The sequence below is a fragment of the Pseudomonas sp. RSB 5.4 genome, assembly GCF_037126175.1.
GTDB lineage: Bacteria > Pseudomonadota > Gammaproteobacteria > Pseudomonadales > Pseudomonadaceae > Aquipseudomonas > Aquipseudomonas fluorescens_H.
The window spans coordinates 1,269,170-1,291,116 of the sequence record NZ_CP146986.1 but is presented as its reverse complement, the minus strand read 5'-3'; the positions used below and the strand labels follow the sequence as shown (position 1 = coordinate 1,291,116).

Genomic DNA, 21,947 nt, shown 5'->3' with positions numbered 1-21,947 from the left:
ATGGACCTGCAACATTATCTGGCGCGCCGCCCGCCTGATTATCCCGACACCGCCGCCCTCGGCCACTGCCTGCGGGCATTGGTCGAGGCCGGTCTGGATCGGTTGCCGTTACCGGGCAGCGGTCGCACGCTGGAGCGCTTTCAGCATTTGGCCGAAGTCGGTGGGCACGATCTGGGCTTGTGCAAACTCTACGAAGGCCACACCGACGCACTGGCGATCATCGAACAACTCGGTGGTTCGCCCACACCGGGCAGCACCTGGGGAATGTGGGCTGCCGAGCCGCCACAGGCTCGGGTGCAAGTGCGACCGGCCGGGCACATGGTGCGCCTCGACGGGCGCAAGGCCTGGTGCTCGGGGGCGGCGGTGCTCAGCCATGCGCTGCTCACCGCGTGGGACGCCGAGGATCGTCAGCAACTGGTCGCGGTGGCGCTGGATCAACCGGGCGTGACCATCACCGATCAGGGCTGGCAAGCGGTCGGCATGGGCGCCACCGGCAGCGTCGAAGTGTTGTTCGACGCGGCCGAAGCCCAAGCCATCGGTAACCCCGGCGACTACCTGAATCGTCCGGGCTTCTGGCAAGGCGGGATCGGTATTGCCGCGTGCTGGTACGGCGCGGCGCGGCAGATCGCTGAAGCACTGCGGCAACACTGCGCGCAACGCCAGGAGCCGCACGCCCTCGCCCATCTCGGGGCGGTCGATGCGGCGCTGTACGCGGCGGCGAATGTACTGCGTTTCAGTGCCCTGCACATTGATGCGCATCCCGAGGCCGATGCCGAACTGTTGGCGCGGCGTGCCCGCGCAGTGGTCGAACAATCGGCTGAGCAAGCGATGCGCGACGTCGGGCGTGCGCTGGGTGCCGGGCCGTTCTGCAGGGATCGGCACTTCGCCCGGCTGATCGCTGATCTGCCGGTGTTCCTGCGCCAGAGCCATGCCGAGCGTGATCTCGCCGCGCTAGGCCAATCGCTCGCCGAACACCCCGAGGAGGCCTGGACGCTATGAATGCCGCCAACAAACCCGATCCGATCATCGGCCACCAGGGTACTTCCCTGCTGCAATGGCAACACTCCCGGCACCTGGCGGCGCTGGACAGCGTCGATGTCCTCAGTCTGGTGCCACCGGGCGCGCGGGCGGTGGTCGTCGCCCCGCACCCGGACGACGAAGTGCTCGGCTGCGGCGGGATGCTGCAGTTGCTGGCCGCCGCCGGGCGTCAGTTGCAACTGATCTCGGTCACCGATGGCAGTGCCAGTCATCCCGGTTCCGAGCGCTGGCCGGTGGAACGCCTGAGCGTGGTGCGGCCGCAGGAATCGGCCGAAGCCCTGCGCCGCCTCGGCGTACCGCTGCACCGGATGAAATGGCTGCGCGGTGGTTTCAGCGATAGCCAGGTCGCCGCGGATGAGCCGTCGCTGGTCGCGTTCATCGAACGCCACCTGCGCCCCGGCGACGTGGTGTTCAGCACGTGGTGCGAGGACGGCCATTGCGATCACGAAGCCGCCGGCCGCGCCAGTATCGAAGCTGCGCGGCGGGTCGGCGCCACTTGCCACGAATTGCCGGTATGGACCTGGCACTGGGCCTCCCCCGAAGACGCCTCGGTGCCGTGGCAGCGCGCGCGCAAGATTCTGCTGTCACCCGAGCAAGTGGCGCGCAAACGCCACGCGGTGCATGCGTTTGCCAGCCAGCTGGAAGGCGACCCGCAAGCCGGGCTGCAACCGGTATTGGCGCCGTACGTGCTGGATCGTCTGCTGCAACCGTTTGAAGTGGTGTTCCTATGAGCGTCGATGATCGTTACTTCGAAGGTCTGTTCAGCGCCAACGATGATCCCTGGGCGTTCCGCGAGCGCTGGTACGAACAGCGCAAACGCGCGATCACCCTCGCGGCCCTGCCCCGCGCACATTATCGGGCGATCTTCGAACCCGGTTGTGCCAATGGCGAACTCAGCGCCGAACTCGCTGGCCGCTGTGACCATCTGCTGTGTTGCGACACCGCCAGTGCGGCGGTGAATCTGGCGCGTACCCGGTTGAGCCTTTTTGACCACGCCGAGGTGCGCCAAAGTCGCCTGCCCGGCGACTGGCCGGAAGAAAAATTCGACCTGATTGTATTTAGCGAAATCGGCTACTACCTCGATGCCCAGGATCTGACAGAAGTGATCCGGCGCATTAGTGAATCCCTGACGGCTGACGGGCAATTGCTGGCCTGCCACTGGCGCCCGCCCATCGACGGCTGCCCGCTCAATGCCCGTCAGGTACATGACCTGATTCACGAGCAACTGCCGCTGCCGCGTCTGGCACTGCATCAGGAAGCTGACTTCATTCTTGAAGTCTGGAGCCGCGAGCCGCGCTCGGTGGCCGCATTGGAGGGCCTGCGATGATCGGTATTCTGATTCCGGCGCATAACGAGGAAGACCTGCTCGAGCAATGCCTGAGCGCAGCACTGCGCGCCAGTAAACACAGGCTGTTGGCCGGCGAACCGGTCGAAGTGCTGGTGGTGCTCGACAGCTGCACGGATCGCTCGGCACAGATCGTCAGCGGTTTTCCGGTACTGAGCCTGCACATCGACGCCCGCAACGTCGGCCAGGCCCGTGCCGCCGGCGCGCAGGTGTTGCTGGAGCGTGGCGCGCGCTGGATCTCCTGCACTGACGCCGACAGCCGGGTGGCGGATGACTGGCTGGTGGCGCAGTTGGGGCTGGGCGCCGACGCGGTATGCGGCACGGTGACCGTCGAACATTGGGATCCGTCATTCGACGAAAGCGCGCAAATCCGCTATCACAGTCACTATCAGGCGCGGGACGGGCATCGCCATATCCACGGCGCCAATCTCGGGGTCAGTGCCGATGCCTATCGCTGGGCCGGGGGATTCGCCCCCTTGACCTGCGATGAGGACGTGCAACTGGTGCGGCAACTGGAATTGCTCGGTGCCGACATCGCCTGGAGCCATCGCCCGCAAGTGCATACCAGCGCCCGTCTGGACAGCCGTGCCCGGGGCGGATTCGGGGACTACCTGCGAAAATTGGTACAGTTAGACATAAAAAAAGCGGATCAGATTGATCTGTGACGCGACGAATCAACTTTCATGAGCAATACTCTGCTGCGCGGCAATCCAGGGTTCGGAGCGTCGCACGGCCATTCATCCGCCTTCACGGGTCGCGCGCACCTGATTTTCCACGGTGTCTGCACGACTGAGGGCCAGAGACAACAAGGACGTAATACCCATGAAACCGTTATCCCTCAGCGAAAATCCGCTGCCGGCGCAAATATGGAACAGCGCCCGGCAACTGGACAACATCCCCGTCATCAATACCCACAGTCTGGTGCCACCCGGTGCCCGAGCCGTTGTTGTCGCCCCGCATCCGGGCGATGAGGTGGTGACCTGTGGCGGGCTCCTGCAATTGCTCTCCAGCCTCGGCCATCCACTGCAACTGCTGTCGATCACTGACGGCAGCGCCAGCCATCCCGGTTCACGGCAGTGGTCGGAAAAACGCCTGAGCGTGTTCCGGCCTCAAGAAAGCGTCGAAGCCCTGCGCCGTCTCGGCCTGCCGATGCACAGCCTGAAATGGGTGCGTGGCGGGTTCACCGACAACGCGCTGCTCGACCGCGTGGCCGACCTCACCGACTTCATTGCCCGCTACCTGCGTCCCGGCGACGTGGTGTTCAGCACCTGGCGCGACGATCGCACTGACGACCACGAAGCGGTTGGCCGCGCCAGTGCCAAAGCGGCAGCGCAAGTCGGCGCGACCTTCCATGACGTGCCAGTCTGGGCCTGGCACTGGCCGGAACGCGATCAGCACCTGATCCCCTGGGAACGCGCTCGCAAACTGCGCCTCGACACCTGGACCGTGGCGCGCAAAAGCCACGCCACCCACGCCTACGCCAGCCAGCTCAAGGGCGAACCGGCGATCGGCATCGCGCCGCTGCTGCCGCCGGTGATCCTGGAGCGGATGCGCCTGCCCTACGAAATCGTCTTCATCTGATACACCCACCCCCTGTAGGAGCGGGCTTGCTCGCGAAGAGGCCGTGTCAGGCACTTAAGGTGTTGGCTGGCACACCGCATTCGCGAGCAAGCCCGCTCCCACGGGGGATTTTTGTCAGGGCACATAACCCATGACCAACGCAGAGCCAATGTGGGAGCGGGCTTGCTCGCGAAGAGGCCATAACTGTAAGCGCCTATTCCTTGGGCATCACGTTATCCAGCGCCTGATTCACCGCCAACTCCCCCAGCATTATCACTTGAGCAATGCCCAGCGCCGTATTACGACTCGGCCCCTCCAGCGTGCCGGCGAAATCGCCGAGCATCACCGTGGCCGAGGCCAGGGATTCGCAGGCGTTGGCCAGTAGCGATTCAGTGTCGGTTTGCGGGTTGACCAGGAACATGCTGCTGGGGGTGTACGGTGTTGCCATGATGTTTGCGGGCGCGAGGTAGTGGTCGAGGGCGCGTTCGGCGGCTTCGTGGAGTTTTCTCGAGTTGAGGGACTCGTAGGGTGATACCGGGTCTGTGGCCGGCGGATTGGGTGGGGTTTCGGGCATCAGCTGGAACTCCGATCGAGACACTTTGAAAGGATTACTCACTGTAAGAGCTGCCGCAGGCTGCGATCTTTTGATCTTGATCTTGAAAAACAAAATCAAAAGATCGCAGCCTTCGGCAGCTCCTACAGGTGCGCCGGGTGATTAGTTCGGCACGCGGCGACCGTCCAGCACTCGGTTGACCATCAGTTCACTGAGCATGATCACCTGATGCAGCATCAGCATGGCCCGGCGCTGTGAGTGGTCGACGGTGTCGCCGATATCGCGGGCCATGTCACTGGCGGCGGCTAATGACTCGCAGGCTTCGACGAGCAAGGTTTCTTCGTCCACGGTGGGGTCGATGAGGAAGATTCTGTTCGACTTGCATGACGAGGCTGTAGGGATCGAGATCTTCAGGGCGCCGGGGTTGAGGTAGAAGTTGATGGCGCGGTCGGTTGCCGCTTTTATCTTCTGCGGGTCGAGGGCTGGGTCGTACGGGATTGAGGTGTCCGGGGGGTTGGGTGTGGCTTTGAACATGGATGAAACTCCGTATCGAGAAATAGGAGCCATCACCCTCGCTACCAAACGATGGGTGGCGGCCATGCGCGGGTTGGTAGACCGGTCGATACGGAACCCGGCGCTCACGAATGAGCCCCACGCATGTCCACCATATAAAGCTGAGCCGCAAAAAAGAGGCTGCATAAGGTGACGCCATACGACCGTACCGAAATGGGCTACCAAACCCGATCACTGTTTTCCAGTGACAGGGAAACGATAAGCCCAACGCATAGCCGTGTAAGCCGGCGGATTCTGGCGTACGCGTAGGTAACGGCGCAAGGCGTTGTAGCCGTTATGGCGTAACGGTTCGTGTACTTTAAACGTGGTTGCGGGGTTATGTTTATTTGCGGGGTTTGCTCTGTTGTTTTGATTTTGTCTGATAGGCCGCTTTCGCGAGCAGGCTCGCTCACACAGGTTTCCTGGCGGCTCTGGTGATTTGCATGACGACCTGAGGAGGTATCCGGAAGGAACTGCCCGCTCACAGACCAGTCGCATGAACAGGAAGCCGTTTTTTCAGAGGAGTGAACGTGTCCAGCGATCCCAAGCGTCACGCCGTCGACGCACCCGTCATCCATCGCCTGCGCGTGCTGACGGTCAACACTCACAAGGGTTTTACCGCCCTCAACCGGCGCTTCATCCTGCCGGAACTGCGCGAAGCGGTGCGCAGCACCTCGGCTGATCTGGTGTTTCTGCAGGAGGTGGTGGGTGAACACGAGCGACATTCCAATCGCTACCAGGAATGGCCGCAAACCTCGCAATACGAATTTCTCGCCGACAGCATGTGGAGCGACTTTGCCTACGGGCGCAACGCGGTGTACCCCGACGGCCACCACGGCAATGCGCTGCTGTCGAAGTACCCGATCCGCGAATACCGCAACCTCGACGTGTCGATCACCGGCCCCGAGCGCCGCGGCCTGCTGCACTGTGTGCTGGACGTACCGGGCCACTCCGAAGTCCACGCGATCTGCGTGCACCTGAGTCTGCTGGAAAGCCACCGCCAACTGCAGTTGCAACTACTTTGCCAGTTGCTCGAATCATTGCCCGACGATGCACCGGTCATCATTGCCGGCGACTTCAATGACTGGCAGCTGCAGGGCAATGCCGCCCTCGCCCGCCGCGATTACCTGCACGAAGCCTTCGAACGCCACCACGGCCGCCCGGCCAAGACCTACCCCGCGCGTTTTCCGTTACTGCGCCTGGACCGTATCTACCTGCGCAATGCCAGCAGCCATGACCCGCAGATCCTTGGCAACAAACCGTGGACGCACCTGTCGGATCATTTGCCGCTGGCGGTGGAAGTGCACCTGTAATCCTGCTGCGGCAGCGATCCCCGGATCAGCGAAAACGCCTGTGGGAGCAGGCTTGCCCGCGATGACGGCGGATCAGGCAACAGAGATGTTGAATGTTCCGACCTCTTCGCGGGCAAGCGCGCTCTCACAGGGTTAGCGGTGGCTGGACTAGCCCTCCGGCTTCAGAATCAACACCGCCAGCGGCGGCAGATTCAGCTCCAGCGACAGCGACTGGCCATGGCTCGCCACCTCTTCGGTAAACGCCCCGCCACCATTGCCATAGTTGGACCCGGCATAGGTGTCAGCATCGCTGTTCAGCAGTTCGTTCCAGCGCCCGGCGAACGGCACGCCGACCCGGTACGACTGACGCGGCACCGGGGTGAAGTTGGCGACCACCAGCACCGGTTTGCCGTCCTTGCTCCAGCGCAGCCACGCGTACACGCTGTTGATCGCATCATCGCCGATCAGCCACTGGAAACCCTGCGGCGCATCGTCCTGATCGTGCAGCGCCGGTTCCTCGCGGTACAGGCGATTGAGGTCGCCGACCAGTTTCTGCACGCCTTTGTGTTCCGAGTATTGCAGCAGGTACCAGTCCAGTTGCTGATCGTGATTCCACTCGCGCCACTGGCCGAATTCGCAGCCCATGAACAACAGTTTCTTGCCCGGATGGGTCCACATGAAGCTCAGGTAGGCGCGCAGGTTGGCAAATTTCTGCCAACGGTCGCCGGGCATCTTGTCGATCAGCGAATGCTTGCCGTGCACCACTTCGTCGTGGGAAATCGGCAGGATGAAACGCTCGGACCAGGCGTAAACCAGGCCGAAACTCAATTCGTTGTGATGGTGCGCGCGGTACACCGGGTCCTGCTGGATGTAGTGCAGCGAGTCGTGCATCCAGCCCATGTTCCATTTATAGGCGAAACCGAGGCCGCCCTGCTGCGTGCTCTGACTGACGCCCGGCCATGCGGTGGACTCCTCGGCGATCACCAGCGCCCCCGGGGCTTCCAGCTCGACCACGTCATTCAAGTGGCGGAGGAAATCGATGGCTTCCAGATTCTCGCGCCCGCCGTGGCGGTTCGGCACCCATTCGCCGGCCTTGCGCGAATAGTCGCGATAGAGCATCGAGGCCACCGCATCGACGCGCAGGCCATCGATGTGGAAATGCTTCAACCAGTGCAGCGCCGACGCCAGCATGTAGCCGTGCACTTCGGTGCGCCCCAGGTTGTAGATCAGCGTGTCCCAGTCCTGATGGAAGCCCTCCAGCGGGTTGCCGTATTCATACAACGCCGTGCCGTCGAACTGCGCCAGGCCATGGGTATCGGTAGGAAAATGCGCCGGCACCCAGTCAAGAATCACGCCGATATCGGCGCGGTGACAGGCGTCGACGAACTCACCGAATTGCTCCGGCGTGCCGTATCGGGCACTCGGGGCGAATTGCGAGAGCAACTGATAACCCCATGAGCCGCCAAACGGGTGCTCCATGATCGGCATCAGTTCGATGTGGGTGAAGCCCAGTTCCTTGACGTAAGGAATCAGCCGTTCAGCCAGTTCCGGCCAGGTGTACTGGCGGGCGACTTCGCCCAGATCGTCCAGCTCGCATTGCCACGATCCGGCATGCAATTCGTAGATCGACAGCGGTGCCGAATGCTTCTGCCGCTCGCGGCGGCCGTTCATCCAGTCCTGATCCTGCCAGTTGATCTGCAGCGGCGCGGCGACTTTCGACGCGGTGTCCGGCGGCAGACTGGTGGCCAGGGCCATCGGGTCGGCCTTCAACGGCAGGATGCCGTGGGCGCCAAGGATTTCGTACTTGTACAACTCCCCTGCTTGCAGGCGCGGAATGAACAACTCCCAGACCCCGGACGGATGGCGCAGGCGCATCGGATGGCGGCGACCGTCCCACACGTTGAAATCGCCGACCACCGACACTCGGCGAGCATTCGGCGCCCACACGGCAAAGCGCACACCGTCGACGCCATCGACGGTTGTCAGTTGCGCGCCGAGGCAACTGCTGAGGTCGCGGTGATTGCCTTCAGCGAACAGATACAAATCCATTTCGCCGAGCAACTGGCCAAAGCTGTAGGGGTCTTCCGCCACCTGTTCGCCGCCGGCCCAACGCGTGCGCAGCAGATACGGCCGCGCCTGCGCGAAGTGCCCGACAAACAGCCCCGGGGTTTCGGTGGCGGTCAGTTCACCGCGCTCTTCGCCGCTGTCCTTGTCCAGCACTTCGACTTTCAACGCACCCGGCAGATAGGCGCGGATGAATTGTCCGCCGGCTCCATCGCCGTGCGGACCGAGAATGGAAAACGGGTCGTGATGTTCGGCGCGCACCAGCGCGTCGATGTCCTGCGCCGCCGGCAGTAACGCTTCTTTAGCGTGACCCTGTTCCTTGTTCGAGAAACTCATGACTACTCTCCACCAAGATCGGAAAAGGGTTTAAGCCCTGTCAATAACCCATACAAACCGTGCAACGGCACGGGCAGCCACGTGGGGCGATTTTCGGCTTCATAGGCCACTTCATAGGCCGCCTTCTCCAGGCCGAACAGCGCAAGCGCAGCGTCGGCACCTGCAGGATCCTGCCAGGCATGATCAAGACTAGCTGCCGCTTGGCGATATGCCTGAACAAATGCCTCGCGCGCCTCACGCAGATAGCGCTCGGCAACCCGATGGCGGGCGGCTTCGGACTCTGGACTGTGATCGACGTTGTGTACGTTGATGGTCATCGCCGCCGCGTAATCGAAGGAACGCAGCACGCCGCTGACGTCTTTGTACGGACTGTGTTTGCCGCGCCGTTCGTGCAGCGGCCGCGCCGGTTCACCCTCGAAGTCGATCAGGTAGGCATCGCCCTTGATTACCAGCACCTGACCCAGGTGCAAGTCGCCGTGGACACGGATACGCAAGCCGCCCACGGCTTTTTGCGCGAGCTCCTGCACATGGCCGAGGATGACCTTCTTGTTGTCCAGCAGCCGCGCGACCATTTTCTGATCCGCCGCACTCAGATGACTCTGGTGCTGTTTGAGCAGCTTCAAGGCATGTTCGACCTGCGCCGCAACGTCCTTGCCGGTGGCTTGGGCGTCCTTGGCACTGGTGGTTTGCGGGGCGAAGTCGGGGTTGTCGGTTGGCGCCGCCAGCACCTGGTGCATTTCCCCCAGACGCTGGCCGAGCATGCCGGCAAAGTCCTTCAGTTCGCCGAGGGCGTTGTAGTGCTGCTCCTGCTCGGACATCGAGTCGGCCAGCTCATCACGCAGCGCCCGTTCGAGGTTATTCTGCGTCCATTCCCAGGCATCGCCCTGATTGCTCAGATAGCCTTGGGCGATCATCAGCAGATTGTCTTCGCCAGCGCCATCGCGACGGATCACCGAGCCGAGCAGCGGCGAGATGTTCTCGAAGCCGGCCTCGGTCAGGTACGCACTCATTTCCAGTTCCGGGTGCACACCGGAGGCGACCTTGCGGATCAGCTTCAGCACCAGACTGTTGCCGATCACCACCGAACTGTTCGACTGCTCGGCCGACAGATAGCGCACTTCCGACTCGGCACCGAGGCCGAGTTTTTCCAGCTTCGCAGTCGGCGCAAAACGAATCTCGCCCTGTTCGGAGTGGAGCACGGTGGCGCTCTGCATGCCTTGCAACACCGCGTGCACAAACGTTTCGAGGCTGAAGGCATCGGTAATCAGACCGACCTGTCGCCCGCGACGAACCCGCGACAATGCGAGTTGTTGCGGCAACGCCGGGCCGACCTGATCTTCGGCGATGAAGCCGAACGGCAGTTGATAGCGGCTGGTCTGCCCGGCGCTGGTGACTTCTATTTCGCTGAGCAACACCGGATGTTGCGCATCGCCGAAGCGCACGCCGTAGGCCAGATTGACCTGCTCGATGGCTGCGTCCTTGCCGGCGAACCAGCGGCGATTCTGCAGCCAGCTCGGCAGGATGCTCTGCTCCAGGGTGTTGCGGGTCGGCGCTTCGAGCAGCTCTTCCATGCGCTTTTTCAGCACCAGCGTGGTGAAGTCCGGCAGGCTCTGCGCCGGTTCCACGTGCCAGCTCGGCATCTGGTTTTCCGTGGCCAGGGCGAACCAGTAGAAACCGTACGGCGCCAGGGTCAGGAGGAAATTCAACTGGCCGATCGGCGGGAACGCGTTACCGCCGAGCATCTCCACCGGGACCATGCCGACGTAGGCCGACAGATCGAGTTCCGCCGCCTGCGCGCTGCGCGAGACGTTGGCCACGCAGAGGATGATTTCGTGCTTGCCGTCGGCGTCGGTGAATTCCCGGGTGTAGGCCAGAATCCGTCGGTTGCTCGGCGAAAGCATTTTCAGTGTGCCGCGACCGAAGGCCTTGGACTGCTTGCGCACGGCGAGCATGCGCCGGGTCCAGTTGAGCAGCGAATGCGGGTCGCCGGCCTGGGTTTCGACGTTGACCGACAGATAACCGTATTGCGGGTCCATGATCGGCGGCAACACCAGACTGGCCGGATCGGCGCGGGAGAAACCGCCGTTGCGGTCGATCGACCATTGCATCGGCGTACGCACGCCGTCGCGGTCGCCGAGGTAGATGTTGTCGCCCATGCCGATTTCATCGCCGTAATACAGGGTCGGCGTGCCCGGCATCGACAACAGCAGGCTATTGAGCAATTCCACGCGGCGGCGGTCACGCTCCATCAACGGCGCCAGACGCCGGCGAATACCGAGGTTGATCCGCGCGCGACGGTCAGCGGCGTAGTAATTCCACAGGTAGTCGCGCTCCTTGTCGGTAACCATCTCCAGCGTCAGCTCATCGTGGTTACGCAGGAAGATCGCCCACTGACAGTTGGCCGGAATCTCGGGGGTTTGCCGCAGAATGTCGGTGATCGGGAAGCGATCTTCCTGGGCCAGCGCCATGTACATGCGCGGCATCAGCGGGAAGTGAAACGCCATGTGGCATTCGTCGCCGTTGACGCCCTCGGCATCGGTGTCACCGAAGTACAGTTGGGTGTCTTCCGGCCATTGGTTGGCCTCGGCCAGCAGCATGCGGTCGGGGTAATTCGCATCGATCTCGGCACGGATCTGCTTGAGGACGTCGTGGGTCTCCGGCAGGTTCTCGTTGTTGGTGCCGTCGCGTTCGATCAGGTACGGAATCGCGTCAAGACGCAGGCCGTCGATGCCCATGTCCAACCAGTAGCGCATCACCGACAGCACGGCTTTCATCACTTGCGGGTTGTCGAAATTCAGGTCGGGCTGGTGCGAATAGAAACGGTGCCAGAAGTACTGACCGGCGACCGGATCCCAGGTCCAGTTGGACTTCTCGGTGTCGAGGAAGATGATCCGCGTGCCATCGTATTTCTGGTCGTCATCCGACCACACATAGAAATCTCGCGCCGCCGAGCCAGGCTTGGCCTTGCGCGCCCGCTGGAACCACGGGTGCTGATCCGAGGTGTGGTTGATGACCAGCTCGGTGATCACCCGCAACCCCCGCTTGTGCGCCTCGGCGATGAAGCGCTTGGCGTCGGCCATGGTTCCGTAGTCGCTGTGCACGCCGCGGTATTCGGCAATGTCGTAACCGTCGTCGCGACGGGGCGAGGGATAGAACGGCAAGAGCCAGATAGTGTTGACGCCGAGATCGGCGATGTAATCGAGTTTGGCGATCAGGCCGGGAAAGTCGCCGATCCCGTCATTGTTGGAGTCGAAAAACGATTTGACGTGAACCTGATAAATCACCGCATCCTTGTACCAGAGCGGGTCTTTGATAAAGGTGGCTGCCTTGGGTTTCTTCGCCATGTGAAACTCCTGAAAAATTCGTCTCTGCACATAATGTGATCGTGCTGATACTTCTGTAGGAGCTGCCGAAGGCTGCGATCTTTTGATCTTGCTTCTAAAAAATCAAAGGCAAAAGATCGCAGCCTTCGGCAGCTCCTACAGGGGTCGGTGTGTGTCTTACGCGGCAGTAATCCGCCAAATCCCGAACGGCTGATACGCCGGGTCTATCCGCATGAACTGGTACTTGCCATGCCAGTCCCAGCGATGCCCGTTCATCAAGTCCTCACCGTGAGTCGTCGCGTCGTCCGGCAGGCCCATCTCCCACAGCGGCAGTTCGAAACTGGCTTCCTGCACGTTGTGCGGATCGAGGCTCACCGCCACCAGAATGAAGTTGCTGCCGTCGAAGCTGCGCTTGCCGAAGTACAGAATGTTGTCGTTCCACGCGTTGTAGACCTTCAGCCCCAGGTGCGTGTGCAGCGCCGGGTTCTGCCGGCGGATGCGGTTGAGCTGGGCAATTTCGGCAATGATGTTGCCCGGTGCATTGAAGTCGCGGACGCGGATCTCGTACTTCTCCGAATCGAGGTATTCCTCTTTGCCCGGTACCGGCGCTGCTTCGCACAGCTCATAACCGGAATACATGCCCCACAGGCCCGAGCCCATGGTCGCCAGCGCCGCGCGGATGAGAAACCCCGGTCGCCCCGACTCATGCAGGAACGCCGGGTTGATGTCCGGCGTATTGACGAAGAAGTTCGGCCGGTAGCATTCGCGCCACGGCGACGCGTTGAGTTCGGTGAAGTAGGCCGCCAGCTCGGACTTGGTGTTGCGCCAGGTGAAATAGGTGTAGCTCTGGCTGTAACCGACCTTGCCCAGGCGCGCCATCATCGCTGGTGTGGTAAATGCCTCTGCGAGGAAGATCACCTCCGGGTGCAGTGCCCGCACATCGGCGATCAGCCATTGCCAGAACGGCAGCGGCTTGGTGTGCGGATTGTCGACGCGGAAGATCTTCACGCCTTCGTTGACCCAGCCGACCACAATATCGCGCAGCTCCACCCACAGGCTGGGGATGGCGTCGGGCGCATAGAAGTCGACGTTGACGATGTCCTGGTATTTCTTCGGCGGGTTTTCCGCATATTTGATCGTGCCGTCCGGGCGCCAGTTGAACCAGCCCGGATGCTGTTTTAGCCACGGGTGATCCTGTGAACACTGGATGGCGAAATCGAGGGCGATTTCCAGACCATGTTCGGCGGCAGCGGCGACCAACCGGCGGAAGTCTTCGCGGGTACCGAGCTGCGAGTGAATCGCCTCGTGACCACCCTCCTCGCTGCCGATCGCGTACGGGCTACCCGGATCATCCGGGCCGGCCGTCAGGGAATTGTTGCGCCCCTTGCGATGGGCACGGCCGATCGGGTGGATCGGCGTGAAGTACAGCACATCAAAGCCCATGTCCTGAATCATCGGCAAACGCGCGTGCACGTCGTTGAAGGTGCCGTGACGGGTGGGATCGTCGGTGATCGAGCGCGGAAACAGCTCGTACCAACTGGCAAACTCGGCCAGTTCACGTTCGACGTCCATCGGGAATTCAGCGCTCAGGCTCAGATAGGCGCGGTGATCGGCCTGGGCCATCAATTGCGCACTGCGCGAGTGCAGAAACAGCGCCACCTGCTCGGTTTCGAGCAGGCCGGACAATTCATGATGCAACGCTGCGAGTTGTTCGCTGAGCTGACCTTCGCTGCGCTCGGCGGCCTGCTGGACCATGCTGCGACCTTCCTGCAGTTCCAGTGAAACCGGGACGGCGGCGTTGTGCTTTTTCTCCAGTTCATACTGGAAACTGGCGAAGTGATCGATCCAGGCCTCGACGCAAAACACAAAGCGGCCTTGATGCTCGGGGCGAAAGCGCCCTTCCCAACTGTTGTTGCCGAGGTCGTTCATGACCTCGCTCTGCCATGCCTCTGCGCCCTCCTCGTGCCAGCGGATGCGTACCGCGAGCTTGTCGTGGCCGTCGGCAAACACTTTGCTGGTGACGACGACGTCGCGACCGGCAATCGACTTGACCGCAAACTGACCGCCATCAAGAGTCGGCATGGTGTTTTCGATCACGATGCGCGGCAGCAGCAACGCCTGCGACAGCGGCATGTGCGGGTTGTAGCTCTGCTCTGAAGGTTTTTCAGCAGACATCGAGCATCTCTCCTTAACGCCCCAAGGACGCTCTTGTGCCGGATCGGTGGTCACAACGAGGCACCGGCCCCGACTTGAACTGACTTAGGTTCCGAGCGACCGGCGCGGGGAAAAGTTCACAGGGATTTGCCTGGACAAAAAAGCGGATCGAATTCATCACACGGTGGTCAATCCACTTAAGCACTTCTCACGCCATGTGCCACACGGAGGTCTACAGATGAACATCCCGATCCCGGCCGAAACGCCTGATCCGAACATCGATAAACCCACGCTGCCCGAGACCGAGCCGCAGCCGATCCCCGAACAGGAACCACCGGGCACCACGCCACCGCCGAAGGAAGAGCCGCCGACGACGATGCCGCCGGTGATCGTCTAAGGACCCGATCGATCGTTCCCATCCATCATGGGAACGATCGGTTACAGGTGTTGGTTCTTCTCGCCGTCCTTCTCGAACAACCTGACCACTCGTGGCATCACGCTGAAAACCCCCAACGCCAACAACGTGCTGAGCAACGCCGTCGCCTCCCTGCCCAGGCCGGCCGCCACCCCGATTGCCGCTGTCATCCACAACCCGGCCGCCGTGGTCAGCCCTCTGACATGGCCTTCATCGCCTTCCTGATTTTTCAGAATCGTCCCGGCACCCAAGAAGCCGATCCCGGCGATAACGCCCTGCAACACCCGACTCATCGCATCGGATTCAGCCCCTGAGGTCTGCGGCACCAGCACAAACAACGCCGCGCCAAGCGCCACCAGCATGTGCGTGCGCACTCCGGCGGCCTTGCCCTTGTGCTCACGTTCAAAACCGAGAATCCCGCCCAGCACCGCTGCCATCAACAGGCGCACGGTGATGCGTGTCAGTTGCGAGGCATCGCCGACGTCAGCGAATTCTGCTTGCAGCGTTTCCCACACTTCATCCCACCAAGCGTTCATCGCTCCGTCCTTTTTATATGTCGTCAGTGGATGGACAGCAGCGACCATTAATCAGTTGCGCAGAACGATCGGCAAAGCGCGCGCCCTAACCTCTCAGACACCCGAGAAAAAAGGACAGCCCCATGCCCGTTCGAATCGATGAATCCAATCCCGAAGCAAAAGTGTGTTTTTTCACCATCGAAAATGGCGAGGAAATTCGCATTTGCGACACGCTGGAAGTCAAAACAGATAGTGAAAAGGCCATGTCGTTTGTGGAAATTGAAAGTCGGCGCGTTTACATCACCGAAGCGGAAGCTGATGCCTTGACCGTCGCCGGCGCAAAGGATGGTCGCAAGCATCTGAAGGCCGACGAGAGTGATTCGGTGATTTGACTGACCCTGATCAACACCCGGCGCAGACGCCTGCGATAGGCGTTTGCGCCTGCGTCTGCGGGCTGCTTCAAGTTGTCGCAGGGCGCGGGTCAGAAGCCATCTGATACGCTTTTTATTCAAATAGCTGAGCCTGTTATGCAAACAGTTCGGCGCTCATAGTTCATCCGCCTGATGGAGGCTGATGAGCGAACGACCATGAGCGAACAAATCCCCGTCCGAACCGTAGAAGCAAGCCCCACCATAAAAAATGTGCCTGGTCGCCCGATGAAGGCGAAGGCCGGCTCCACCGACAATCACATTCACACCCGCAGTTTCACCGGCCTGTTCCGCACCTTGCGCATGAGCGGCGCGGGATTTCTGTTTCTGCTGTTCTTCGGCACCGTGTGGCTGAATTGGGGCGGTCGTCAGGCCGTGCTGTGGGACTTGGCCGAAAGCAAATTTCACATCTTCGGCGCGACCTTCTGGCCGCAGGATTTCATCCTGCTCTCGGCGCTGCTGATCATTGCCGCGTTCGGCCTGTTCGCCATCACCGTGTTCGCCGGCCGGGTCTGGTGCGGCTACACCTGCCCACAGAGCTCGTGGACATGGATTTTCATGTGGTGCGAGAAAGTCACTGAAGGCGAGCGCAACCAACGGATCAAACTGCAAGCGGCGCCCTGGAGCCTGAACAAACTGGCGCGGCGCGCGGCCAAGCACACCCTGTGGCTGGCGATCAGCGTGCTGACCGGGCTGACCTTCGTCGGCTACTTCACGCCGATTCGTCCGCTGGCTGAAGAGCTGCTCACCCTGCAAATCGGCGGGGTCAGCCTGTTCTGGGTGCTGTTCTTCACCGCCGCCACTTACATCAATGCCGGCTGGCTGCGCGAAGCGGTGTGCATGCACATGTGCCCGTATGCGCGGTTCCAGAGCGTGATGTTCGACAAAGACACGTTGGCGATTTCCTACGACGTCGCCCGTGGCGAAAACCGTGGCCCGCGCAAGCGCGACGTGAAGCCCGCCGAAGCCGGCCTCGGTGATTGCATCGATTGCCAATTGTGCGTGCAGGTCTGCCCGACCGGCATCGACATCCGCGATGGCCTGCAGATGGAATGCATCGGCTGCGCGGCGTGCATCGACGCCTGCGATTCGATCATGGACAAAATGAACTACCCGCGCGGTTTGATCCGCTACAGTTCCGAGCGCGAATTGCAGGGCGGCAAGACCCATCTGCTGCGGCCACGGCTGATCGGCTACGTCGCGGTGCTGCTGGTGATGATCGGCGCCCTGGCGCTGGCCTTGGTCGAACGGCCGATGGTCTCGCTGGACGTGACCAAGGATCGCGGGCTGTTCCGCGAGAACGGTCAAGGCCAGATCGAGAACATCTACACCCTTAAAGTCATCAACAAAACCCAACAGCGCCAGGACTACACCCTGAGCCTGGTGGAGGGCGATGGCTTCCAGTTGCAGGGCAAGACCGAACTGAGCCTGGCGCCGGGAGAGATTGTCGATGTGCCGGTTTCGGTGGCGATGACCACCGAGCGCCCGGCCAGCAGCTCGCAGACCTTGAGTTTCAAGATCGCCGACAGCGACGAGCCAGAGATTTATAGCGTGGCGAAAAGCAGGTTTGTGGCGCCGATGAATCGCTGAGCCATTAAGATGCTGTCCTCTTTTTCACAATGCGATAACTGTGGTGAGGGAGCTTGCTCCCGCTTGAGTGCATAGCACTCACAAGCTTTTGGGGCCGCTACGCAGCCCAGCGGGAGCAAGCTCCCTCGCCACAAAAAGCAATCCGAATTCAGTCCATCGCGGGATACCGATGAAACGCTACGAAAAATTCGCCGACGACATCGCTGAACTGATCCGCTCCGGCGTGCTCGGCCCCGGGCAACGGGTGCCATCGGTGCGCTACGCCAGCCAGACTTACGGGGTCAGCCCGTCCACGGTGTTCCAGGCCTATTACCTGCTGGAACGTCGCGGTCTGATCCGCGCGCGGCCACGCTCCGGCTACTTCGTCAACACCCACGCACCGAGCCCGTTTTCCGAACCGGTGATCAGCAGCCACGTCAACGACTCCACCGAAGTCGACGTCAGCGAACTGGTGTTCTCGGTCCTCGAATCGATCAAAGATCCGAGCACCGTGCCCTTCGGCTCGGCGTTCCCCAGCCCCACCCTGTTCCCGTTGCAGCGCCTGTCGCGCTCGCTGGCCAGTGCCGCGCGCGAGATGGACCCGCGCATGGTGGTCACCGACATGTCGCCGGGCAACCCGCAACTGCGTCGGCAGATTGCCCTGCGCTACATGGTCGGCGGGCTGATGCTGCCCATGGAAGAACTGCTGATCACCAACGGCGCCCTCGAAGCGCTGAACCTGTGCCTGCAAGCCGTGACCGAACCGGGCGATCTGGTGGCCATCGAAGCCCCGGCGTTCTATGCCAGCCTGCAAGTACTGGAGCGCTTGAAACTCAAAGCCGTGGAAATCCCCGTGCACCCGCGCGACGGCATTGACCTCGGCGTGCTCGCGCAGACTCTCGAACGGCATCCGATCAAGGCCTGCTGGTGCATGACCAGTTTCCAAAACCCGATGGGCGCGACCATGCCTGAGGCAAAGAAACAGGAATTGGTGGCGTTGTTGCGCCAGCATCAGGTGCCGCTGATCGAGGACGATGTCTACGCCGAGCTCTATTACGGCCAGCAAGCACCAAAACCGGCCAAGGCGTTCGACACCGAAGGGCTGGTGATGCACTGCGGTTCATTCGCCAAGAGCCTAGCCCCCGGCTACCGCATCGGCTGGGTCGCCGCCGGGCGCTACGCACAGAAAATCGAACGGCTGAAACTGATGACCTCGCTCTGTGCCTCGATGCCGGCGCAGGCGGCCATCGCCGACTACCTGCAACACGGCGGCTACGACCGCCACCTACGCAAACTGCGCTACGCCCTGGAAGAACAGCAAAGCGCGATGCTCGCGGCGATTGCCCGCTACTTCCCGGCGCAGACCCGCGTCAGCCAACCGGCCGGCGGCTATTTCCTGTGGCTGGAACTGCCACCGCAGATGGACTCATTGAAGTTGTTTCAGATGGCGTTGGCGCAAGGCATCAGCATCGCGCCGGGGCCGATCTTCTCGCCGACCCAGCGTTTTCGGAACTGTATCCGGTTGAATTACGGCAGCCCGTGGACCGAGGACTCGGAGAAAGCGATGGAGACGTTGGGGCGGATTGTGCGGTCGTTCTGACAGATTGATGTTGCTGCTAATGACGCCTTCGCGAGCAAGCCCGCTCCCACCATTGGAATGCGTTTACCCTGTGGGAGCGGGCTTGCTCGCGAAGAGGCCGGATCAGCCAATACAAATCTCAAAGATCAACGCCCACCACCCAGATCAACAAACGTCCCGGTCGCATAAGAAGCCTTGTCCGAAAGCAACCAGACTATCGCCTCCGCCACTTCATCCGGCCGCCCGCCCCGGGCCATCGGGATCGCCGACTCAAGCTTGCTGACCCGGTCCGGATCACCGCTCAACGCGTGGAAATCGGTATAGATATAACCCGGACGCACCGCGTTGACGCGAATCCCCTCGCCCGCCACTTCCTTGGACAGGCCGATGGTGAAGGTGTCGAGCGCACCTTTGGACGCGGCGTAGTCGACGTACTCGTTGGGCGAACCCAGGCGTGCCGCGACCGAGGAGACGTTGACGATGCTGCCGCCCTGCCCGCCGTGTTTGGGCGACATGCGCAGGATCGCGTGTTTGGCGCAGAGGATCGGTGCCAGCACATTCGTTTTCATGATTTTGAGGATGCGGAACTCGGACATTTCATCGACCCGCGATTTGTGCCCGACGGTGCCGGCGTTGTTCACCAGCGCGGTGACCCGACCCAGCTCGGTGTCGACCCGCTGAAACAGCGCCATCACTTCGTCTTCGATACTGACATCGGCGCGCACCGCAATGGCTTGGGCCCCCAGCGCCCGCACTTGCTCCAGCACGCTTTGCGCGGCCTGCTCATCCGACTGATAGTTGATGCAGATCCGATAGCCCTGCTCGGCAGCCAACAACGCCGTAGCGGCACCAATTCCGCGCCCGCCACCGGTGATCACAATGACTTTATCCATGCTGGCCCTTCCCCCCCAATGCACACGTAACAGTCGGGTGGAAGAATAACCGCCATTGGGCGTTTTTGCATGGGCTCTGTCAAAGACAAAACCATGTATGAGACTGAGATGTTTTTTGTGGCGAGGGAGCTTGCTCCCGCTCGGCTGCGAAGCAGACGCGAATCCGGCCAACACGGTACAACCGAGTAAAGGCGGGGGCCGCTTCGCGCCCCAGCGGGAGCAAGCTCCCTCGCCACAGACTGCAGTCAGACAGCCGCCACAGCCTCTCCACGGGCAATGTTCTGCAGGAACACATCCGCCGGCATCGGATGCCCCAACAGATAGCCCTGCAACGAATCACACCCCAACTGCGTGAGGAAGTCCTGCTGCATTCCGGTCTCCACCCCCTCGGCGACGATCCGCAGACCCAATGCCTGCCCCAACGCCACGATGGCCGAGACGATGGCCGCGTCGTCGCTGTCGTGTTCCAGATCACGGACAAATCCGCGGTCGATCTTCAGCTCATTGGCCGGCAAACGCTTGAGGTACATCAGGCTCGAGTAGCCGGTGCCGAAATCGTCGATCGACAAGTCGACGCCCATGTCCGACAACTCCTGCAACACGGTCATGCTCGCGTCCGCGTCGCTCATGGCTGTGGTTTCGGTGATTTCCAGGGTCAGGCTGTTGGCCGGCAGACGGTGCGTCGCCAGCGCCTTGGCCACGCTCTGCACCAGCCCCGCGTGGCAGAACTGCAACGCCGAGAGGTTCACCGCGATTCGCCAGTCGGTGTAACCGAGCACGTACCATTCGCGCATCTGCCGGCAAGCTTCGTTGAGCACCCATTCTCCAATGGCGATGATCAGACCGGTTTTCTCCGCCAGATCGATGAACTTGTCCGGCAGCAACATGCCCTGGGTCGGATGTTGCCAGCGCAGCAGCGCTTCGGCGCCGACCGGACGACCGCTGGCGGCGTCGAATTTGGGTTGGAAATACAGGCTGAACTGACCGTGCTCCAGCGCTGCACGCAGATCCTGCAACAGTTGCAGTTGCTTGCGCGCGTTGTTATTCATCGAGGCATCAAAGAAGCTGTAGCCGTTTTTGCCGCCGCCCTTGGCGTGATACATCGCCGCGTCGGCGTTCATCAACAGTTCCTGAGCGCTCTGGCCATTGCCCGGGTACAAGGCGATGCCGACGCTGGCGGATATCTGCAAGTCGTGCTCGGCCACGCGGAAGGCCTGGGCGATCAACCCGACCTGGCGCGCGGCAAGGCCTAAGGCATCGTCGGGTTCACTCAGGCGCACCAGCAGCACGAATTCGTCGCCGCCGATCCGCGCCAGCGTGTCCTGGCTGCGCAAGTCTTCACGCAGGCGCACCCCGACTTCGCGCAGCAACTGGTCACCCATGTGGTGGCCAAAGGCATCGTTGACCGGTTTGAAACCGTCCAGATCGATGAACATCAGCGCAAAACAGCCGCCCTGTTCCTCAACCTTTTTCATCGCCTGATTGATCCGGTCGTCCAGCAACATGCGGTTCGGCAGGCCGGTCAGGGTGTCATGCAACGCCAGTTGCGTCAGTTCACGGTTGGCCAGGGTCAGCGAATGCGCCAGATCGGCGGTGCGCGCTTCGAGGCGAGCATCGAGAATCGAAGTGAGCAAGGCGATCGACAGCACCGCCAGGGTGGTGATCAGCACCAGATTGTCGAGGCCATTGCCCTTGAGTCCGTCAAGCGTCGCACCGCAGAAACTGCCAGCGGGAAACTGCGCGGCGGCCATCCCGGTGTAGTGCATGCCGACAATGGCAATGCCCATGATCACCGCCGCGCCGCCGCGGATCAGGCGCACATACGGCGATTGCTGGCGCAAGCGGAAGGCGATCCACAACGCCGCTGCCGAAGCACCCACCGCGATCAGCAATGACGCGCCGAACAGCGTCGGGTCGTAATCGATTCCTGGGGTCATGCGCAGCGCGGCCATGCCGGTGTAATGCATCGCACTGATGCCGGCGCCCATGACCAAGGCGCCAAAGGCCAGTTGCAACACAGGCAGTTTCGGCTGACTGACCAGCCACAGGGCAAACCCGCAGGACAGTACCGCGATCAATAGCGATAGCGCGGTAATCGCCATGTCGTAGCCCAGATCGATCGGCAGCTTGAAAGCCAGCATGCCGATGAAATGCATCGACCACACGCCAACCCCCATCGCCAGTGCACCGCCCGCCGTCCAGAGATGCACTGCGCGCCCACGGGCGTTGGCGATGCGCCCGGTCAGGTCGAGCGCGGTGTAGGACGCGAGAATCGCCACACACAACGAAATGAAAACCAGAGTGAAGGAATAATTACCGATGAGCATGGGG

General features: G+C 61.7%; 18 protein-coding genes. 10 read left to right on the top strand and 8 right to left on the bottom strand.

Annotated features, from left to right (window positions below; translation table 11 throughout):
* The 5 genes from V9L13_RS05725 to V9L13_RS05705 all read left to right on the top strand — a co-directional run bounded on the left by V9L13_RS05725 (window position 1) and on the right by V9L13_RS05705 (window position 3,964).
* Entirely contained in the window at window positions 1–999 is a 999-nt protein-coding gene (locus tag V9L13_RS05725; RefSeq protein ID WP_338801808.1) for an acyl-CoA dehydrogenase family protein, read from the top strand.
* Entirely contained in the window at window positions 996–1,769 is a 774-nt protein-coding gene (locus V9L13_RS05720; protein WP_258674471.1) for a PIG-L family deacetylase, read from the top strand. Before V9L13_RS05725 ends, V9L13_RS05720 begins: the two co-directional genes overlap by 4 nt.
* Window positions 1,766–2,365 (top strand): SAM-dependent methyltransferase, encoded by a 600-nt coding sequence (locus tag V9L13_RS05715; protein WP_338801807.1) that lies wholly within the window; start codon window positions 1,766–1,768, stop codon window positions 2,363–2,365. Before V9L13_RS05720 ends, V9L13_RS05715 begins: the two co-directional genes overlap by 4 nt.
* Window positions 2,362–3,048 carry a glycosyltransferase gene (locus tag V9L13_RS05710; protein WP_338801806.1) on the top strand — a complete coding sequence of 229 codons (687 nt, stop codon included), beginning with the start codon at window positions 2,362–2,364 and terminating at the stop codon, window positions 3,046–3,048. Before V9L13_RS05715 ends, V9L13_RS05710 begins: the two co-directional genes overlap by 4 nt.
* Window positions 3,049–3,205: 157 nt before the next feature.
* Entirely contained in the window at window positions 3,206–3,964 is a 759-nt protein-coding gene (locus V9L13_RS05705) for a PIG-L family deacetylase (RefSeq protein ID WP_338801805.1), read from the top strand.
* 193 nt (window positions 3,965–4,157) lie between these two features.
* Here the strand turns inward: V9L13_RS05705 and V9L13_RS05700 are convergent, their stop codons facing one another.
* Together V9L13_RS05700 and V9L13_RS05695 are read right to left on the bottom strand one after the other, a co-directional pair.
* Entirely contained in the window at window positions 4,158–4,517 is a 360-nt protein-coding gene (locus tag V9L13_RS05700; RefSeq protein ID WP_338801804.1) for a DUF6124 family protein, read from the bottom strand.
* 141 nt (window positions 4,518–4,658) lie between these two features.
* Window positions 4,659–5,030, bottom strand: coding sequence for a hypothetical protein (locus V9L13_RS05695; protein ID WP_338801803.1), 372 nt, complete (start codon window positions 5,028–5,030; stop codon window positions 4,659–4,661).
* Window positions 5,031–5,578: 548 nt separating this feature from the next.
* Here V9L13_RS05695 and V9L13_RS05690 point away from each other — a divergent pair.
* The gene (locus V9L13_RS05690) at window positions 5,579–6,361 is read left to right on the top strand and encodes an endonuclease/exonuclease/phosphatase family protein (protein WP_338801802.1); all 783 of its coding nucleotides are present in this window, start codon (window positions 5,579–5,581) and stop codon (window positions 6,359–6,361) included.
* A 147-nt stretch (window positions 6,362–6,508) separates the two neighbouring features.
* Here V9L13_RS05690 and glgB read toward each other — a convergent pair whose 3' ends face one another.
* From glgB to V9L13_RS05675, 3 genes are all read right to left on the bottom strand, one after another.
* On the bottom strand, window positions 6,509–8,740 hold the full coding sequence (gene glgB, locus V9L13_RS05685) for a 1,4-alpha-glucan branching protein GlgB (protein WP_226501340.1): 2,232 nt from the start codon (window positions 8,738–8,740) through the stop codon (window positions 6,509–6,511).
* A gap of 2 nt (window positions 8,741–8,742) precedes the next feature.
* The gene (treS, locus tag V9L13_RS05680; protein ID WP_338801801.1) at window positions 8,743–12,084 is read right to left on the bottom strand and encodes a maltose alpha-D-glucosyltransferase; all 3,342 of its coding nucleotides are present in this window, start codon (window positions 12,082–12,084) and stop codon (window positions 8,743–8,745) included.
* Window positions 12,085–12,240: 156 nt separating this feature from the next.
* Complete coding sequence (locus V9L13_RS05675) at window positions 12,241–14,238, bottom strand: alpha-1,4-glucan--maltose-1-phosphate maltosyltransferase (protein ID WP_338801800.1); 1,998 nt, start codon at window positions 14,236–14,238, stop codon at window positions 12,241–12,243.
* A 217-nt stretch (window positions 14,239–14,455) separates the two neighbouring features.
* Between V9L13_RS05675 and V9L13_RS05670 the strand changes: the two genes are divergently transcribed.
* Window positions 14,456–14,614 carry a hypothetical protein gene (locus V9L13_RS05670; protein WP_003224520.1) on the top strand — a complete coding sequence of 53 codons (159 nt, stop codon included), beginning with the start codon at window positions 14,456–14,458 and terminating at the stop codon, window positions 14,612–14,614.
* Window positions 14,615–14,655: 41 nt separating this feature from the next.
* Here V9L13_RS05670 and V9L13_RS05665 read toward each other — a convergent pair whose 3' ends face one another.
* On the bottom strand, window positions 14,656–15,168 hold the full coding sequence (locus tag V9L13_RS05665; protein WP_338801799.1) for an MgtC/SapB family protein: 513 nt from the start codon (window positions 15,166–15,168) through the stop codon (window positions 14,656–14,658).
* A gap of 122 nt (window positions 15,169–15,290) precedes the next feature.
* Here V9L13_RS05665 and V9L13_RS05660 point away from each other — a divergent pair, with 122 nt between their 5' ends.
* The 3 genes from V9L13_RS05660 to mapR all read left to right on the top strand — a co-directional run bounded on the left by V9L13_RS05660 (window position 15,291) and on the right by mapR (window position 18,744).
* A complete protein-coding gene (locus V9L13_RS05660) occupies window positions 15,291–15,539 on the top strand; it encodes a DUF3203 family protein (protein ID WP_226501344.1) in 249 nt (82 codons plus the stop codon).
* 195 nt (window positions 15,540–15,734) lie between these two features.
* Window positions 15,735–17,165 carry a cytochrome c oxidase accessory protein CcoG gene (gene ccoG / locus V9L13_RS05655; RefSeq protein WP_338801798.1) on the top strand — a complete coding sequence of 477 codons (1,431 nt, stop codon included), beginning with the start codon at window positions 15,735–15,737 and terminating at the stop codon, window positions 17,163–17,165.
* 169 nt (window positions 17,166–17,334) lie between these two features.
* A complete protein-coding gene (gene mapR, locus V9L13_RS05650) occupies window positions 17,335–18,744 on the top strand; it encodes a GntR family transcriptional regulator MpaR (RefSeq protein ID WP_338801797.1) in 1,410 nt (469 codons plus the stop codon).
* Window positions 18,745–18,869: 125 nt separating this feature from the next.
* On the opposite strand, the gene V9L13_RS05645 is transcribed toward mapR, so the two are convergent.
* Both V9L13_RS05645 and V9L13_RS05640 read right to left on the bottom strand, forming a co-directional pair.
* On the bottom strand, window positions 18,870–19,616 hold the full coding sequence (locus V9L13_RS05645) for an SDR family oxidoreductase (RefSeq protein ID WP_338801796.1): 747 nt from the start codon (window positions 19,614–19,616) through the stop codon (window positions 18,870–18,872).
* Window positions 19,617–19,861: 245 nt separating this feature from the next.
* On the bottom strand, window positions 19,862–21,943 hold the full coding sequence (locus tag V9L13_RS05640) for an EAL domain-containing protein (protein ID WP_338801795.1): 2,082 nt from the start codon (window positions 21,941–21,943) through the stop codon (window positions 19,862–19,864).
* Window positions 21,944–21,947 lie beyond the last annotated feature (4 nt).

Excerpts from the sequence above, each read along its gene's own strand:
- V9L13_RS05725 (WP_338801808.1), top strand. The coding sequence starts at position 1 with ATGGACCTGCAACATTATCTGGCGCGCCGCCCGCCTGATTATCCCGAC.
- V9L13_RS05720 (WP_258674471.1), top strand. The coding sequence starts at position 996 with ATGAATGCCGCCAACAAACCCGATCCGATCATCGGCCACCAGGGTACT.
- V9L13_RS05715 (WP_338801807.1), top strand. The coding sequence starts at position 1,766 with ATGAGCGTCGATGATCGTTACTTCGAAGGTCTGTTCAGCGCCAACGAT.
- V9L13_RS05710 (WP_338801806.1), top strand. The coding sequence starts at position 2,362 with ATGATCGGTATTCTGATTCCGGCGCATAACGAGGAAGACCTGCTCGAG.
- V9L13_RS05705 (WP_338801805.1), top strand. The coding sequence starts at position 3,206 with ATGAAACCGTTATCCCTCAGCGAAAATCCGCTGCCGGCGCAAATATGG.
- V9L13_RS05700 (WP_338801804.1), bottom strand. The coding sequence starts at position 4,517 with ATGCCCGAAACCCCACCCAATCCGCCGGCCACAGACCCGGTATCACCC.
- V9L13_RS05695 (WP_338801803.1), bottom strand. The coding sequence starts at position 5,030 with ATGTTCAAAGCCACACCCAACCCCCCGGACACCTCAATCCCGTACGAC.
- glgB (WP_226501340.1), bottom strand. The coding sequence starts at position 8,740 with ATGAGTTTCTCGAACAAGGAACAGGGTCACGCTAAAGAAGCGTTACTG.
- treS (WP_338801801.1), bottom strand. The coding sequence starts at position 12,084 with ATGGCGAAGAAACCCAAGGCAGCCACCTTTATCAAAGACCCGCTCTGG.
- V9L13_RS05675 (WP_338801800.1), bottom strand. The coding sequence starts at position 14,238 with ATGTCTGCTGAAAAACCTTCAGAGCAGAGCTACAACCCGCACATGCCG.
- V9L13_RS05670 (WP_003224520.1), top strand. The coding sequence starts at position 14,456 with ATGAACATCCCGATCCCGGCCGAAACGCCTGATCCGAACATCGATAAA.
- V9L13_RS05665 (WP_338801799.1), bottom strand. The coding sequence starts at position 15,168 with ATGAACGCTTGGTGGGATGAAGTGTGGGAAACGCTGCAAGCAGAATTC.
- V9L13_RS05660 (WP_226501344.1), top strand. The coding sequence starts at position 15,291 with ATGCCCGTTCGAATCGATGAATCCAATCCCGAAGCAAAAGTGTGTTTT.
- ccoG (WP_338801798.1), top strand. The coding sequence starts at position 15,735 with ATGAGCGAACAAATCCCCGTCCGAACCGTAGAAGCAAGCCCCACCATA.
- mapR (WP_338801797.1), top strand. The coding sequence starts at position 17,335 with ATGAAACGCTACGAAAAATTCGCCGACGACATCGCTGAACTGATCCGC.
- V9L13_RS05645 (WP_338801796.1), bottom strand. The coding sequence starts at position 19,616 with ATGGATAAAGTCATTGTGATCACCGGTGGCGGGCGCGGAATTGGTGCC.
- V9L13_RS05640 (WP_338801795.1), bottom strand. The coding sequence starts at position 21,943 with ATGCTCATCGGTAATTATTCCTTCACTCTGGTTTTCATTTCGTTGTGT.